The organism is Microbacterium sp. IEGM 1404 (genome assembly GCF_030056775.1).
Taxonomy (GTDB): Bacteria; Actinomycetota; Actinomycetes; order Actinomycetales; family Microbacteriaceae; genus Microbacterium.
In genome coordinates, this window is record NZ_JASHKP010000005.1 from 1 (window position 1) to 16,186 (window position 16,186).

16 protein-coding genes are annotated in these 16,186 nt (G+C 71.4%); all 16 read left to right on the forward strand.

Annotated elements, in window-relative coordinates; genetic code table 11:
* Positions 1 to 790: 790 nt before the first annotated feature.
* Positions 791 to 1,438: a tetratricopeptide repeat protein gene (locus QM517_RS16630; protein WP_083735209.1), complete on the forward strand. Its 648-nt coding sequence runs from the start codon at positions 791 to 793 to the stop codon at positions 1,436 to 1,438.
* A complete protein-coding gene (locus QM517_RS16635) occupies positions 1,435 to 2,472 on the forward strand; it encodes an HAD-IIA family hydrolase (RefSeq protein WP_283289075.1) in 1,038 nt (345 codons plus the stop codon). Before QM517_RS16630 ends, QM517_RS16635 begins: the two co-directional genes overlap by 4 nt.
* A gap of 19 nt (positions 2,473 to 2,491) precedes the next feature.
* The gene (locus tag QM517_RS16640; RefSeq protein ID WP_278101303.1) at positions 2,492 to 2,653 is read left to right on the forward strand and encodes a hypothetical protein; all 162 of its coding nucleotides are present in this window, start codon (positions 2,492 to 2,494) and stop codon (positions 2,651 to 2,653) included.
* On the forward strand, positions 2,650 to 3,450 hold the full coding sequence (locus tag QM517_RS16645) for a TlyA family RNA methyltransferase (RefSeq protein ID WP_283289078.1): 801 nt from the start codon (positions 2,650 to 2,652) through the stop codon (positions 3,448 to 3,450). The genes QM517_RS16640 and QM517_RS16645 overlap by 4 nt, the downstream gene beginning before the upstream one ends.
* Complete coding sequence (locus tag QM517_RS16650) at positions 3,447 to 4,367, forward strand: NAD kinase (protein ID WP_077052614.1); 921 nt, start codon at positions 3,447 to 3,449, stop codon at positions 4,365 to 4,367. The genes QM517_RS16645 and QM517_RS16650 overlap by 4 nt, the downstream gene beginning before the upstream one ends.
* On the forward strand, positions 4,364 to 6,064 hold the full coding sequence (gene recN, locus QM517_RS16655) for a DNA repair protein RecN (protein ID WP_283289082.1): 1,701 nt from the start codon (positions 4,364 to 4,366) through the stop codon (positions 6,062 to 6,064). Before QM517_RS16650 ends, recN begins: the two co-directional genes overlap by 4 nt.
* Positions 6,065 to 6,196: 132 nt before the next feature.
* Complete coding sequence (locus tag QM517_RS16660) at positions 6,197 to 7,906, forward strand: CTP synthase (RefSeq protein WP_283289461.1); 1,710 nt, start codon at positions 6,197 to 6,199, stop codon at positions 7,904 to 7,906.
* 1 nt (position 7,907) lies between these two features.
* Entirely contained in the window at positions 7,908 to 8,486 is a 579-nt protein-coding gene (locus tag QM517_RS16665; RefSeq protein WP_283289084.1) for an NUDIX domain-containing protein, read from the forward strand.
* Position 8,487: 1 nt separating this feature from the next.
* Positions 8,488 to 9,417 (forward strand): site-specific tyrosine recombinase XerD, encoded by a 930-nt coding sequence (xerD, locus tag QM517_RS16670; protein ID WP_283289086.1) that lies wholly within the window; start codon positions 8,488 to 8,490, stop codon positions 9,415 to 9,417.
* Positions 9,418 to 9,496: 79 nt separating this feature from the next.
* Positions 9,497 to 10,399 carry a ParA family protein gene (locus QM517_RS16675; protein WP_202400785.1) on the forward strand — a complete coding sequence of 301 codons (903 nt, stop codon included), beginning with the start codon at positions 9,497 to 9,499 and terminating at the stop codon, positions 10,397 to 10,399.
* Complete coding sequence (locus QM517_RS16680) at positions 10,383 to 11,219, forward strand: segregation and condensation protein A (RefSeq protein ID WP_283289090.1); 837 nt, start codon at positions 10,383 to 10,385, stop codon at positions 11,217 to 11,219. The genes QM517_RS16675 and QM517_RS16680 overlap by 17 nt, the downstream gene beginning before the upstream one ends.
* Positions 11,209 to 11,808, forward strand: a complete 600-nt coding sequence (gene scpB / locus QM517_RS16685; protein ID WP_077052608.1) for an SMC-Scp complex subunit ScpB — start codon at positions 11,209 to 11,211, stop codon at positions 11,806 to 11,808. Before QM517_RS16680 ends, scpB begins: the two co-directional genes overlap by 11 nt.
* Positions 11,805 to 12,566, forward strand: coding sequence for a pseudouridine synthase (locus QM517_RS16690; RefSeq protein ID WP_283289094.1), 762 nt, complete (start codon positions 11,805 to 11,807; stop codon positions 12,564 to 12,566). The genes scpB and QM517_RS16690 overlap by 4 nt, the downstream gene beginning before the upstream one ends.
* Positions 12,567 to 12,618: 52 nt before the next feature.
* Positions 12,619 to 13,752, forward strand: coding sequence for a prephenate dehydrogenase (locus QM517_RS16695; RefSeq protein ID WP_283289095.1), 1,134 nt, complete (start codon positions 12,619 to 12,621; stop codon positions 13,750 to 13,752).
* Entirely contained in the window at positions 13,745 to 14,485 is a 741-nt protein-coding gene (gene cmk / locus QM517_RS16700; protein ID WP_283289097.1) for a (d)CMP kinase, read from the forward strand. The genes QM517_RS16695 and cmk overlap by 8 nt, the downstream gene beginning before the upstream one ends.
* Positions 14,475 to 15,998: a ribosome biogenesis GTPase Der gene (gene der, locus QM517_RS16705; protein WP_077052605.1), complete on the forward strand. Its 1,524-nt coding sequence runs from the start codon at positions 14,475 to 14,477 to the stop codon at positions 15,996 to 15,998. Before cmk ends, der begins: the two co-directional genes overlap by 11 nt.
* Positions 15,999 to 16,186 lie beyond the last annotated feature (188 nt).

The following is a 16,186-nucleotide window of genomic DNA, read 5'->3' on the forward strand; positions in this document are numbered from 1 at the left end:
TTCTAAGACGAAATGGCCACCCAACGCTGGGTGGCCATTTCGCATATACGGACACTTTTCCGGGGGAAGGATCGTCATGTCGAACGACGACGCGAACGAGCGCAACGTCAACGGAGGTCGCTCCGACGACCGATCCCGACCCCGATCATCCTCGGGTGGCGGCTCCGACCGGGGCCGTTCAGCCCGTGATTCCTCCGCCCGCCCCTCCCGTGGAGCGGGCGAACGCAGCGCGCGTCCGCGCCGAGACGGTGATGATCGCGCACCGCGTCGCGCGGGTGACCAGCCGTATCGTCCCCGCCGGGACGGCGATGGCGGAGCACGTCCGTCGGGTGGCGATGGCCGTCCGCATCGTGACGGGCAGGGGCGCACGTCGAACGCCGGCGGTGCTGACCGACCGCGTCGCGACGGCGATTCCCGCCCCTACCGTCGCGAGGGCGGCGCCGCTGATCGGCCGCGTCGCGATGGCGACGCCCGTCCGTATCGTCCGCGTTCGGAGGGTGGGGATTCTCGTCCGTATCGTCCGCGTTCGGAAGGTGGGGATTCTCGTCCTTACCGCCCGCGCGGGGAGGCGGGAGATCGTCGGCCGTCTGGTGACCGTCGGCCTGGTGCCGGAGCGCCGCGCCGTTTCGACCGCACGGAAGGCCGCGCCACACGTCCGCCGCAGGATCAGCGGGAGCGTGGGCCGGAGATCCCCGAGGACGTCACGGCCCGTGACCTGCCCGGCGCGGCGCGCAACGAGCTCAAGACACTGAGCAAGGACAACGCGGAGAACGTCGCTCGACACCTGGTGATGGCATCCCGTCTGATCGACGACGACCCGGCCCTCGCACATCAGCACGCGTTGGCCGCATCGCGGAGCGCGGGACGCATCGCGATCGTGCGCGAGACGGTCGCGATCACGGCCTATGCCATCGGCGACTTCGCGCTCGCGTTGCGCGAGCTCCGCACCCACCGCCGGATCTCCGGATCGGACGAGCAGCTTCCGCTCATCGTCGACAGTGAGCGTGGTGTCGGGCGCCCGGACCGCGCGCTCGAAGAGGGGCGTGCCGTCGACCGGTCGACGCTGCCGACGGCCGTGCGTGCGCAGCTCGCCATCGCGATGTCGGGCGCGCGTCTGGATCTCGGAGAGCCGGAGCGTGCCCTCCAGGAACTCGACATCCCCGAGGCCGATCCCGATCGTGCCTTCGAATGGAGCCCCGCGCTGTTCGCGGCGCGTGCCGCGGTCCTCGAAGAACTGGGGCGCGACGACGAGGCTGCCGAGTGGTTCCGCCGCGCGGAGATCGCAGCCGAGGCGCTCGACGCGGCCGCGGGCGTCGCGGACCGCGAGGTCATCGTCGTCGAGGAGATCGATCTCGTCGATGACGAGGGCGGAGTGGACGTCGCATCCGGGGTGATCCCCGTGCAGGATGCCGGCGAGGACGAAGGCGAAGAACGATGATCTTCGGGCGAAGCAGGACGGAACGCACACCGCTCGACGGCGTCGATGTCGTGCTCGCCGACCTGGACGGCGTGGTGTACGCCGGCCCCGGCGCCTTGCCCCACGCCGTCGACAGTCTGAACCGCGCCGCCGCCGAAGGCCGCCGGCTCGGCTACATCACGAACAACGCCTCGCGCACGGACGCCTCGGTCGCCGAGCACCTCACTTCGCTGGGGTTGCACGTCGCACCCGAAGACGTCGTGACGAGCCCGCAAGCGGCGATGCGGCTGCTCGCGGAACTTGTCCCCGCCGGGTCGACGCTGCTCGTGGTCGGGGGAGAGGGTCTCGTCGTCGAGGTCGAGAAGGCGGGGTTCGTCGTCACCCGTAGCGCGGACGACTCACCCGCGGCCGTCGTCCAGGGCTTCGCCCCGGAGGTCGGGTGGAAGCAGCTCGCGGAGGCGGCGTACGCCCTCGCGACGCCCCTCGAGGACGGCGGCATCCCCTGGATCGCCACGAACACCGACTGGACGATCCCGCAGGCGCGCGGTATCGCGCCGGGGAACGGCACCCTGGTCTCGGCCGTGCACACGGCCGTCGGCCGACTGGCGACGGTGGCAGGCAAGCCCGAGCGACCGATCTTCGACGTTGCCGTCGCGAGGACCGGCGCCACGTCGCCGCTGTTCATCGGTGACCGTCTCGACACCGACGTGCAGGGCGCGCGCGGAGCGGAGATGGCGTCGGTGCACGTGCTCACCGGAATCGATCGGCCGAAGCAGCTCCTCGCCGCGGCGCCGAATCAGCGCCCCGACTACATCGTCGAGGACCTGCGGCAGCTGTTCGAACCGTACCCCGCCACGATCGTGAAGGGCGAGCGCACCCGCGTAGGCGACGCGATCATCGAGGTCGACGGCGTCGACCTGCGCATCGTGTCCGAAGGAAGCAGGCAGATCGACCTCCTGCGCGCGGGAGCGGCCGCGATCTGGAACTCGGGTCGCGCGATCTTCGGCTTCCGGGTTCCGGAGCAGTTGTACGCGGACCCGTTCCGCGTGCGGTGACGCCGATACGATGGCATCCATGTCGGATGACCGTGAGACCGATGCCGACGCCGAACTGATCGGCCGCCTCCGCATCATCGAGGAACAGCCGCTCGAGGCGCGCGCCGACGCGTACGCGGCGCTGCACGACGAACTCGCGCGTCGGCTCGAGTCGGGCGTCACCCCGTCGGCCGACGGATGACCGGGCGCCTGGATGCCGAGCTCGCCGCCCGCGGTCTGGCGCGCTCGCGTACGCACGCCGCACAGCTGATCGCGGACGGTCTGGTGACCGTCGACGGGCGCGGCGTGGTCAAGTCCTCGGTGCGCGTCGAAGACGATTCGCGCATCGAGGTGGCCGTCGCCGACCACTACGTCAGTCGCGGCGCTCACAAGCTGTTGGCCGCCCTCGACGCGTTCGAGCTGGATCCGTCCGGACGTGTCGCCCTCGACCTCGGTGCGTCCACGGGAGGCTTCACGCAGGTCCTGCGGGAGCGGGGCGCCCGCCCGGTGCTGGCCGTCGACGTCGGGCACGGGCAGTTGGCCCCCACCGTCGCCGGCGATCCCGGCGTCGTGTCGGTCGAGGGCTACAACGTCCGGTTCATGACCGCCGCGACCCTCGCCGCCGCGACCGGGGTCGAGGAGCGTCCGTCGATCGTGTCGGGCGACCTCTCGTTCATCTCCCTGCACCACGTGCTGCCGGCTGTCGCGGAGACGTCGGCGCCAGGCGCCGACATCGTCCTGCTGATCAAGCCGCAGTTCGAAGTCGGACGCACGGCGGTGAAGGGCGGACTCGTGACCGATCCCGCCCTGCGCGCCGACGCCGTGCACGGCGTGCTGTGGGCGGCGTGGGACGCGGGCCTGAGGACGGCGGGACTCATCTCGTCGCCGATCGTCGGGACCCACGGCAACCACGAGTACGTGGCGTGGTTCTCGGACGCCCGCGGCACCGACCCCTCAGAATGGGAGAGCACCGTGACCCGACTGACCGGAAGCCGATGACCCCCAGCGAACGCCGTATCCTCCTCGTCGTCCACGCGCGCCGCGACGACACCGTCGAGGCCGCGCAGCGCGTCCTGAACGCCGTGCGCGCGGCCGGGGCGATTCCCGTGGTGTCCGCCGAGGATCGCCCCGAGCTCGCGGAACGGCTGCCCCTCGACGGGGTCGAGACCCTGGGCGTCGACGTCGGGGTGGAAGACCTCGAGCTCGCGATCGTCCTCGGGGGAGACGGCACGATCCTGCGCGCCGCCGAGACGGTGCGCGGGGGCACGGCGCCGATCCTGGGCATCAACATGGGGCACGTCGGGTTCCTCGCCGAGATCGAGCGCGACGACATGGACGACGCCGTACGTCGCGTGATCGCCCGTGACTACCGCGTCGAGGAGCGCCTCGCTCTCGCGGTCAAGGTCCTCGATGCCGACGACCGCGTCATCTTCGAGACCTGGGCGCTGAACGAGGCGACGGTCGAGAAGGCGAGCCGCGAGCGCATGCTCGAGGTGGTCATGGAGGTCGACGGGCGGCCGCTGTCGTCGTTCGGATGCGACGGCATCGTCGTGGCGACCCCCACCGGGTCGACCGCGTACAACTTCTCCGCCGGCGGGCCCGTCATCTGGCCCACCGTCGAGGCCATCGCCGTGGTGCCGCTGTCGGCCCACGCGCTCTTCGCCCGTCCTCTCGTGGTGAGCCCCGACGCCACCGTCGCCGTGGAGGTGCTCGAACGCACGAGCGGGAGCGGCATCCTGTGGTGCGACGGACGGCGCTCGCACGAACTGCCGCCTGGAGCCCGTGTCGTGGCGCGCCGGTCGTCGCGGCCCGTGCGCCTCGCGCGCCTGCACCCCGCAGCCTTCACCGACCGGCTGGTGCGGAAGTTCCGGCTGCCGGTGACCGGGTGGCGTGGCGCGCTGGGAGGGACGCCGTGATCGAGGAGATGCGGCTGCGCGACCTCGGCGTGATCGCCGACGCGACCCTGCCGATCGGGCGCGGGTTCACGGCCATCACCGGCGAGACCGGCGCAGGCAAGACCATGGTCGTCACCGGTCTCGGGCTGCTGCTCGGCCAGCGTGCCGATTCGGGCGCCGTGCGATCGGGCGCGGCGCAGGCCGCGGTCGAGGGCGTGTGGCTCGTCCCCGAGGACGGTCCGGTGGCCGCGCGCGTGCGCGAAGCCGGGGGAGACGTCGAACCGCTCGGCGACGGCGCCGCCGAGCTGTACCTCGGACGCACGGTCTCGAGCGAAGGCCGTGGGCGCGCGACCGTGGGGGGCCGTACCGCTCCCGCGGGCGTGCTCGCCGACCTCGCGGACGACCTCGTGGTGGTCCACGGCCAATCCGATCAGCTGCGGTTGCGCTCGGCATCCGCTCAGCGCGACGCGCTCGACCGCTTCGGCGGAGATGCGGTCACCGCGGCGCGTGCCGTCTACCGGAGCGCGTGGGACACCTGGCGCGAGCTGGATGCCGAACTGACGACCCTGACGGCGGACCGCGACGGCCGCGCCCGCAAGGCGGAAGAACTGCGCGCGGCGATCACCGAGATCGAGGCGGCCGCGCCGATCGCCGGCGAGGAAGAGGATCTCGCCCGTCGCGCGGAGCGCCTCGCGAACGCCGAGGAGCTGCGGATCGCCGCGGTGAGCGCCCACGCGGTGCTCTCCAGCGACGACGACGGCCCCGACGTGGTCGTGCTGCTCGCGGAGGCGCGCCGCGCCCTGGAACGCGTGGCCTCGAGCGACGCGGAGCTCGCGTCCATCGGAGAGCAGATCGCCGACCTCGGTTACCGTGCCACCGACATCGCGGTCGCGCTGTCGGGCTACCTCGCGGACCTCGACGAATCCGGCCCGCACGAACTCGCCGCGGTCGACGAGCGGCGCGGAGTCCTGGCGGCGCTGGCTCGTGCCCACGGTTCGGTGGATGCCGCCATCGCCCTGCTGGAGACCGGATCGGCCCGGCTGCTCGAGCTCGACGACGACGGCGATCGCGTCGAACGGCTCGGCGTGCAGCGCGATGCGGCGGCCGCCGACCTGGATGCCGCCGCCGAGGCCCTCACCGCGGCGCGACTCGAGGCCGCCGCGCGGCTCGGCGCCGCCGTCACCGAGGAACTGCACGCCCTCGCGTTGCCCGACGCGAAGCTCGCCGTCGAGGTCACTCCGTCGTCGACGCCGGGGGCGCACGGGCGCGACGACGTCGCGATCCTGCTCGCACCCCACCCCGGCGCCGACCCGCGACCGGTCTCGCGCGGGGCGTCCGGTGGCGAGTTGAGCCGCGTGATGCTCGCGATCGAGGTCGTCATCGCCGGCGTCGATCCGGTGCCGACGTTCGTCTTCGACGAGGTGGATGCCGGGATCGGCGGCGCCGCGGCGATCGAGGTCGGACGGCGACTCGCCCGGCTGGCGGAGTCGTCGCAGGTCATCGCGGTGACCCACCTCGCCCAGGTCGCGGCCTTCGCCGGCAACCATCTCACCGTGGTCAAGGGCAACGACGGCGCGGTCACGGCATCCAGTGTCCGTCGTCTGGAAGGCGCCGAACGCGAGGCCGAGATGGCCCGTCTGCTCTCGGGACTCAGCGACTCCGACGCCGCGCTCACCCACGCGCGCGAGCTGCTGGAGACGGGCCGCGGCGCGCAGTGAACCCGCCCGGGCGACACGGGATCGTCACGTCCGGGTGACACGCGTGTCGGTGGTGGATGTCAGACTTCCTCCAACGCGCGGAGCGTTCCGCGCGGCCACCCTCCGAGACGACTGATAGGATCGAAGCCCGTGATGCAGACTTCGGACGCGGGACATTCAGACGACAACACCACGGCATCGACCTTCACGACGAAGCACATCTTCGTCACCGGAGGAGTGGTCTCGTCACTCGGCAAGGGCCTGACGGCGGCAAGCCTCGGCAACCTTCTCACGGCGCGTGGACTGCGCGTCGTCATGCAGAAGCTCGACCCCTACCTCAACGTGGATCCGGGCACGATGAACCCGTTCCAGCACGGTGAGGTGTTCGTCACCGACGACGGGGCCGAGACCGACCTCGACATCGGGCACTACGAGCGCTTCCTCGACATCGAGCTCAGCCAGGCAGCGAACGTCACGACCGGCCAGATCTACTCGCAGGTCATCGCCCGCGAGCGCCGCGGCGAGTACCTCGGCGACACCGTGCAGGTCATCCCGCACATCACCGACGAGATCAAGCGCCGCATGCGCCTGCAGTCGACCGAGTCGCCCCAGCCCGACGTGATCATCACCGAGATCGGCGGCACGGTGGGCGACATCGAGTCGCAGCCGTTCATCGAGTCCGCGCGGCAGATCCGCCACGAGCTCGGCCGCAAGAACGTCTTCTTCGTGCACGTCTCGCTGGTGCCCTTCATGGGTGCGTCGGGCGAGCAGAAGACCAAGCCCACCCAGCACTCCGTCGCGGCCCTGCGCTCCATCGGCATCCAGCCCGATGCGCTGGTCCTGCGCAGCGACCGGCCCGTCACCGAGTCGAACAAGCGCAAGATCGCGCTCATGTGCGACGTCGACGAGGACGCGGTCGTCAACGCCGTGGACGTGCCGAGCATCTACGACATCCCCACGATGCTGCACGACCAGGGACTCGACTCCTACATCGTCGACGCGCTCGACATCGACAAGGCCGCCGACGTCGACTGGTCGCGCTGGCAGCGGGTGCTGCAGGCGGTGCACAACCCCAAGCACGAGGTCACCATCGGACTCGTCGGCAAGTACATCGACCTCCCCGATGCCTACCTGTCGGTGACCGAGGCCATCAAGGCCGGAGGTTTCGCGCAGGAGACCCACGTCAAGATCACGTGGATCCCCTCCGACCTCTGCGAGACGCCCGAGGGCGCGGCGAAGGCCCTCTCGGCGGTGGACGGGATCATCGTCCCCGGCGGGTTCGGCATCCGCGGGATCGAAGGCAAGCTCGGTGCGCTGCGGTTCGCCCGTGAGCAGGGGATCCCGACGCTCGGCATCTGCCTCGGCCTGCAGTGCATGGTCATCGAGTACGCGCGCACCGTCGCCGGCCTCGAGGGAGCCTCGTCGAGCGAGTTCGACCCCGACACCGTGCACCCCGTCGTCGCCACGATGGCCGAGCAGATCGACATCCTGCAGAGCGGCGACCTCGGCGGCACGATGCGCCTGGGTCTCTACCCGGCCGACCTCGCCGAGGGGTCGCTCGCGGCCGAGGTGTACGGCGGGAACCGCGTGTCCGAGCGGCACCGCCACCGCTACGAGGTCAACAACTCCTACCGTCAGCAGCTGAGCGACGCGGGCCTGGTCTTCTCGGGGCTCAACCCCGACCTCGACCTCGTCGAGTACGTCGAGCTGCCGCGCGACGTCCACCCGTACTACATCGCCACGCAGGCCCACCCCGAGCTGCGGTCGCGCCCCACCGAGCCGCACCCGCTCTTCCGCGGACTGGTCGGCGCGGCGCTCGAGCGTCACCGTTCGAGCGAGCTGTTCGACGTCGAGGAGGACTGACATGGAGTCGCTGCGCGACGAGCCCGTCGACCTGGAGGTCGTCGCCAGCGACCTCGTCTTCCAGGGGGCCGTGTGGGACCTCCGCTCCGACACCGTGAAGTACGGCGACGGGGAGATGACCCGGCAGTACGTCGAGCACCCGGGCGCCGCGGCGGTCGTCGCCCTCGACGACGACGGCCGTGTGGTGCTCATCCAGCAGTACCGGCAGCCGATCAAGGAGCGCGACTGGGAGATCCCGGCCGGTCTCCTCGATGTCGCGGGGGAGCCGCCGCTCGAGACGGCGAAGCGCGAGCTGACCGAAGAGGTCGACCTCGTCGCCGAGCGGTGGCAGCAGCTGGTCTCGGTGCACACGACGCCGGGCGGCAACGATGAGATCGTCCACCTCTTCCTCGCCCGCGGCCTGTCCGAGGTCGTCACCGACTACGAGCGCGAGCACGAGGAGTCCGACATGCGCGTCGAGCGCGTGCCGCTGGCCGACGTGATCGACGGGGTGCTCGAGGGGCGCCTGCGCAACGGCATCCTGGCCACGGGTGTGCTCGCGGCGGCCGAGGTGCTGCGCCGCGAGGCCGCGTCGGCCTGACGTGGACCTCGGGCGCGCGGTCGAGACGTACCTCCGGCACGTCGCGCTCGAGCGGGGCCTGTCCGACCACACCGTCGCCGCGTACCGCCGTGACCTCGCCGTCTACACGGAATGGCTGGTCGCGCGGGGGATCGGCGACACGGATGCCGTGACCCCGGCGATGGTGGCCGAGTTCGCCGCCGAGCGCGCCTCGGCGGAGCCGCCGCCCGCCGCCTCGTCCCTCGCGCGACTTCAGTCGTCGGTGCGGGGGCTGCACCGCTTCCTCGTGCGCGAGGGACGCGCCGACGACGACCCGAGCGGGCGGCTGCGCCCACCGAAGGCGCCTCGCCGGCTCCCGAAGGCGCTGTCGATCGGTCAGGTCGAACAGCTCCTGGATGCCGCTGGCCCCACACCCGGGTCGGAGGACGCCACGGCGGCGGACCCGTCGGCCGTCCGCGACCGTGCGCTGCTGGAACTGCTGTACGCCACGGGCGCGCGCGTGTCGGAGATCGTGCAGCTCGACGTGGACGACACCGCGCACGGCGACGTGCTGCGGGTGCGGGGCAAGGGCGCGAAGGAACGGATCGTCCCGGTCGGGTCCTACGCCCGCGCCGCCGTGGAGGCGTATCTCACGCGGGTCCGGCCCGCGTGGGCGGCCAAGGGCAGGGCCACTCCGCGGCTGTTCCTCGGCGTCCGCGGGGCGCCGCTGTCGCGCCAGAGCGCGTGGCTCATCATCCAGGCCGCCGCTGAGCGGGCGGGGCTCACCGCGCACGTCTCGCCGCACACGCTCCGGCACTCCTTCGCGACGCACCTGCTGCAGGGCGGCGCCGACGTGCGCGTGGTGCAGGAACTCCTCGGTCACGCGTCGGTGGCCACGACCCAGATCTACACGCACGTCTCGGTCGACGCTCTCCGCGACGTGTACGCCACCGCGCACCCGCGGGCGCGGTGAACATCGGCGGCCGGAACGGCCATGCTCACCGCGTGGTCTCCCGGCGGGCGACGGGCCGGCGAGTAGACTCGACACCGTTATGACGAAGGCGGGAGACTCGGTGTCGGCGAGCACGAAGGGGACGGCGAAGAGCGCGGACGAGGTCATCATCGGACCCACCGGACGGCCGTACCGCGGATTCCCGACGCCCGCGAAGCTCGACAGCCACGGTCCCGCCCGCATCATCGCCCTCTGCAACCAGAAGGGCGGCGTCGGCAAGACGACGACGACGATCAACCTCGCCGCCTCGCTCGCGGGCTACGGCCGTCGCGTGCTCGCCGTGGACTTCGACCCGCAGGGTGCGCTGTCGGCGGGTCTCGGCATCCAGACGCACGACGTGCCCACGATCTACGATCTGCTTCTGGACACCAAGCGCGACCCGCGCGAGGCGATCGTGCACACCCGTGTCGAGGGCCTTGATCTGATCCCCGCGAACATCGACCTGTCGGCCGCCGAGGTGCACCTCGTCAACGAGGTCGCGCGCGAGACGATCCTCGCCCGCGTCCTCCGCAAGGTCGCCGCCGACTACGACGTCGTCCTGGTCGACTGCCAGCCGTCGCTCGGACTCCTCACCGTCAACGCGCTCACCGCCGCCCACGGCGTGCTGATCCCGCTCGAGTGCGAGTTCTTCGCGCTGCGCGGTGTCGCCCTCCTCATCGAGACGATCGACAAGGTGCGCGATCGCCTCAACCCCGCGATCGAGCTCGACGGGGTCCTCGCCACGATGTACGACCCGCGCACCCTCCACTCGCGCGAGGTGCTGGAGCGCGTGGTCGAGGCGTTCGGCGACGACGTCCTCGAAACGGTCATCGGACGCACGGTGAAGTTCCCGGATGCCTCGGTCTCGGGCATGCCGATCACGGAGTTCGCGCCCGAGCACGCCGCCGCACAGGCCTACCTGCGGTTGGCGCGGGAGCTGGTCGCCCGTGGCGCCGTCGCCTGACGACGGCATCGCCCCCGCGGCGCCGGAGGGCGTCGACTCCACCGGGTTCCGCGTCTCGCTGCCCGTCTTCGACGGACCGTTCGACCTGCTGCTGAACCTGATCTCGGCGCACGAGCTCGACATCACCGAGGTCGCGCTGAGCCGGGTCACGGACGAGTTCATCGCGCACCTCCGCGCGCTCGGCCCCGAGGGCGATCTGGACGAGGCATCCGAGTTCCTCGTTGTGGCCGCGACCCTGCTCGACATGAAGATCGCCGGTCTCCTGCCGCAGGGCGAGCTCGTGGATGCCGAGTCCGTGGCGTTGCTCGAAGCGCGCGACCTGCTCTTCGCGCGTCTGCTGCAGTACCGGGCCTTCAAAGAGGTGTCGGCGTGGTTCGCGCGCTGCCTCCAGCGCGAGGACCGACGGCACACGCGGAACGTGCGGCTGGATGCCAAGTACCGCAGCGCCGTCCCGGAGCTCGTGTGGACGCTCAGTGCCGAGGACTTCGCCGCGCTCGCCGTGGTCGCCCTGGCCCCGAAGCAGCCGCCCACCGTCGGCCTCGACCATCTGCACGCGCCGCTGGTGAGCATCCGCGAGCAGGCCGCCATCGTCGTGACGCTGCTGCGCGGATCGGGGACGCTGAACTTCCGCGACCTGGTCGCCGGAGTGACGCAGACCGGGGTCGTCGTGGCGCGGTTCCTCGCGATCCTCGAGCTGTACCGCCACGCCGCGCTGTCGTTCGAGCAACTCGAACCGCTGGGGGAGCTGACTCTGCGCTGGACCGCCGAGAGGTGGTCGGAAGAGAACCTCGCCGCCCTGGGAGCCGACTATGACCGATGACCCGACCGAGCCCGCCGCGCGCCCGAATGACACGGCATCCGTCGCCCGCCGGCTCGAGGCGATCCTGCTGATCCTCGACGAGCCGCAGAGCCTCGTGTCGCTGGCGGCGGCCGTCGCCGCACCGGTCCCGGCCGTGCGTCAGGCCATCGAGGGGCTTGTGGCCGACTACGACGGCGAGACCGGTGGCCCCCGCCGCGGCTTCGAATTGCGAGAGGTCGGGGGCGGGTGGCGGCTCTACGTCCGTGAGGAGTACGACGACGTCGTGGGGGAGTTCGTCAACACGCAGGCGCCCTCGCGGCTGTCGCAGGCGGCGCTGGAGACCCTGGCCGTGATCGCCTACAAGCAACCCGTGACGCGCGGGCAGGTGGCATCCATCCGCGCGGTGAACGTGGACTCGGTCGTCCGGACGCTCCTCGCGCGCGGACTCATCACCGAGGTGTTCACCGACCCGGACACGGGTGCGATCCACTACGGGACGACCGACCAGCTGCTGGTCAACCTGGGCATCAACTCGCTCGACGAGCTGCCCCACATCTCGCCGTTGCTCGACGACGGCGCGGACGGATTCGACGGAGAGGTGCTCAGATGAGCGAAGAGGGTGTACGCCTGCAGAAGGTGCTCGCGAACGCGGGGGTGGCTTCGCGCCGGGTCTCGGAGGAGATGATCGTGGCCGGCCGCGTGCGGGTCAACGGCGAAGTGGTCACCGAGCTCGGCTCGCGGATCGACCCGGAGACCGACCTCGTCGACGTCGACGGCACGGCGATCCAGCTGGACACGTCCAAGCGCTACGTCATCCTCAACAAGCCGACCGGCGTGGTCAGCTCGATGAGCGACGACCGCGGGCGCCCAGACCTCCGCCGCTTCACGAAGGACTGGGACGAGCGCCTGTTCAACGTCGGACGCCTGGATGCCGACACCTCGGGGCTCCTCGTCCTCACCAACGACGGCGACCTCGCCCACGTGCTCGCGCACCCCTCGTTCGGCGTGACGAAGGTGTACATCGCGAAGGTCGAGGGGCAGGTGCTGCCGCAGACGATCCAGCGACTGATCAAGGGCGTCGAGCTCGAGGACGGGCGCATTGCGGCCGACAAAGCGCGGCTCCTGGACTCCTCGCGCGGGGAGAGTCTGGTGGAGCTGACGCTGCACTCGGGGAAGAACAGGATCGTGCGACGCATGATGGCCGAGGTCGGCCACCCCGTCGTCGAACTCGTGCGGCGCCAGTTCGGCCCCCTCCACCTGGGAACTCTCCCGGTGGGGAAGGCCCGCGAGTTGACTACAGTAGAACGTGGCGCACTGCTCACGCTGTCTCGTCGAGACGGCGACACTCCGGCCGCTCCGGCCGAGTGACCCTCGGGCGCCGCGCGGTGCGAACGCCACCGCCAGGGCAGCAGGAGACCCGATGATCGAACCGAACGGAACGTCCGCGCGCGCGGAGGCGCCGTTGGCGACCCGTACCAGCGGCACGGTCCGCGTCGTCGGGTCGGGCCTCCTCGGGGCGAGCGTCGGCCACGCCCTCACCGCTCTCGGCGTCGACGTCGTGCTCTCCGACACGTCGCCGTCGCAGCTGCGCCTCGCGATCGACTACGGCGCCGGGCGCGCCGAGCGAGATGACGACCGGCCGTCGCTGATCGTCGTCGCCGTGCCGCCGGACGTCGTCGCCGACGTGGTGGAGCGCGAGCTCGCGGCCTACCCGGGGGCCGTGGTCACCGACGTCGCGAGCATCAAGCTCGAGCCGCTGCGGACGCTCCGCGCTCGCGGGGTCGACCTCACGCACTACATCGGGTCGCACCCGATGGCCGGACGCGAACGCGGGGGAGCGATCTCCGCGCGCGCCGACATCTTCGTCGGACGCCCGTGGGTGGTGTGCCGCGATGCCGAGACCTCGGCGCACGATCTGTCCCTCGTCGAGGGACTCGCCCTCGACCTGGGCGCCACGCTCATCGAGATGACGCCCGAAGAGCATGACGAGTCCGTCGCGCTGATGTCGCACGTTCCGCAGCTGGTCGCGAGCCTTCTGGCCGGCCGGTTCATCGAGGCGCCCGACGGCTCCCTGCGCCTCGCGGGACAGGGCGTGCGCGACACCACCCGCATCGCGGCATCCGCCCCCGAGCTGTGGGTGCAGATCCTCGGCGCCAACGCGGCTCCCGTGGTCGAAGTGCTCGACCAGCTCGCCGCCGACCTCGGCGACGTGGCCGCCGCACTGCGCGATCCGGACGCCCCCGGCGCCCGCCGCACGGTCGCCGACACGATCCGCCGCGGCAACGAGGGCGTCGAGCGTCTGCCGGGCAAGCACGGGCAGAACCGCCGGTTCGACACCTTCGTCGTCATGGTCGACGACACCTCCGGCCAGCTCGGCCGCCTCTTCGGCGAGCTGGGCGACCTCGACGTCAACGTCGAAGACCTGCGTCTCGAGCACTCGCCGGGGGCCCCCTTCGGCCTGGCCGAGATCAGTGTCGTCCCCGACGCCGTCCGCCGAGCCGTCGACGGGCTCCAGCAGCGCGGATGGCGGATTGCGAGCACCACCCATGACTGACCCCACCATCTTCCGGCCCGGCGTCGTCGCCCCCGCCGAGGGATCGGCATCCGGAGTTCCCGCCGTCGTCGCGATCGACGGTCCCGCTGGCAGCGGCAAGTCGAGCGTCTCGAAGGCCACGGCCGTGCGCCTCGGCTACGGATTCCTCGACACCGGGGCCGCCTACCGCGCCCTCGCGTGGCACGCGCTCGAGCACGGCAGCGACACCTCCGACGCCACCGCGGTGCTGGAGGTCTTCGGCGACTTCGACTACGCCATCTCGCTTGACCCGGCCGACCGCTGGGTCCGCGTCGGCGGCACCGATGTCACGACGGCGATCCGCGAACCGCGCGTGACCGATGCGGTGAGCGGCGTGGCCCGCGTCCCCGCCGTGCGACAGGCCGTGAACGACCTGTTCCGTCGGCTCGTGGCATCCTCGGGCCTGCGGGGTGTCGTGGTCGAGGGCCGCGACATCACCACGGTCGTGTACCCCGATGCGCCCGTGCGCATCCTTCTGACCGCGGCGCCCGAGGTGCGCGCCGCCCGCCGCAGCGCCGAGCTGACCACGCAGGACGCCGCCGCGGTCGCGGCAGCGCTGCACAAGCGCGATGCGGCTGATTCCACGGTCGTCGACTTCCTCACCGCCGCCCCCGGCGTGCAGGTCGTCGACTCGACCCACCTCGATTTCGAACAGACCGTCGACGCCGTGCTGAACGTCGTCGACTCCACGATGGGAGCCCGCGATGGGCGTTGACGACGAGTACGAAGGCGGGCCCGACCAGCTCGCCGAGAAGATGGCCGAGCTGGACGAGGTCCTGGCCGAACAGCGCGCGCAAGCGCTGCGCGCGGGCCTCGAGGACTTCGACCTCGACGAGGACGACGCGGCGCTGCTCGCGGGTCTCGCCGGGGGAGAGGACGGGATCGAGTTCCTGCCGGCGCTGCCGGTCGTGGCGATCGTGGGTCGCCCGAACGTCGGCAAGTCGGCGCTGGTGAACCGCATCCTCGGCCGCCGCGAGGCCGTCGTCGAGGACACCCCGGGCGTCACCCGCGACCGCGTGACCTACAAGGCCGAGTGGCTCGACCGCCGGTTCTCGCTCGTGGACACGGGCGGGTGGGAGCCGGACGCGCGCGGAATCGACCGCTCGGTGGCCGCGCAGGCCGAGGTGGCGATCGACCTCGCCGACGTCGTCCTGTTCGTGGTGGATGCCACGGTGGGCGCGACCGCGACCGACGAGCACGTCGTGCGGCTGCTGCGCAAGACCAAGAAGCCCGTGTTCCTCGTGGCGAACAAGGTCGACGACGCCCGCCAGGAGCCCGAGGCCGCGGCCCTGTGGAACCTCGGTCTCGGTGAGCCGCACCCCGTCTCGGCCATCCACGGCCGCGGTGTCGCCGACCTCCTGGACGAGCTCATGAAGGTGCTGCCCGAGATCTCGGCGGTCGCCAAGTACGAGATCGGCGGCCCGCGCCGCGTTGCGATCCTCGGCCGCCCGAACGTGGGCAAGTCGTCGCTGCTGAACAAGGCCGCCGGCGAGGAGCGCGTCGTCGTGAACGAGCTCGCGGGCACGACCCGCGACCCCGTGGACGAGGTCGTCGAGCTCGGCGGCAAACTCTGGACGCTCGTCGACACCGCCGGCATCCGTCGTCGCGTGCACCTGCAGCAGGGCGCCGACTTCTACGCGTCGCTGCGCACCTCGACCGCCCTGGAGAAGTCCGAGGTGGCCGTCGTCGTGCTCGACGTGTCGCAGTCGATCAGCGTGCAGGACCTCAACATCATCGACCTCGTGCTCGAGTCGGGGCGCGCGCTCGTGCTGGCGTTCAACAAGTGGGACCGTCTGAACGACGACGACATGGAGAACGCCGACCGTCGCCGCTACCTCGAGCGCGAGATCGAGCAGGACCTCGCGCACGTGACGTGGGCGCCGCGCGTGAACATCTCCGCCCGCACCGGTCGTCACCTCGACAAGCTCGTGCCGGCGCTCGAGACGGCGCTGGAGTCGTGGGATCAGCGCATCCCGACGGGCAAGTTCAACGCCTTCCTCGCCGAACTCGTCGCCGAGCACCCGCACCCGCTGCGCGGCGGCAAGCAGCCGCGCATCCTGTTCGGGACGCAGGCGTCGACGCGTCCGCCGACCTTCGTGCTCTTCACCACCGGGTTCCTCGACCCGGGCTACCGCCGGTTCATCCAGCGGCGCCTGCGCGAGATCTACGGTTTCGAGGGCACCCCGATCGTGCTGAACATGCGCATCCGCGAGAAGCGCCAGCGCTGAGTCGCCCCCACGAACGCCCCGGTTCCGGCCGGGGCGTTCGTGTTGTCCGGGGGTCTCGGCATCCCCGGGTTCCCGTCCGCCGGGTGTCCGGGCCGTCACAGTCTGAGAAATTCCTGGGCGCGGAGGCGGTCGGTCGGTAGTGTCCGTGAGGCGGGCGTTCGGCCCGCAGACGCGCATCCGTGGGGGAT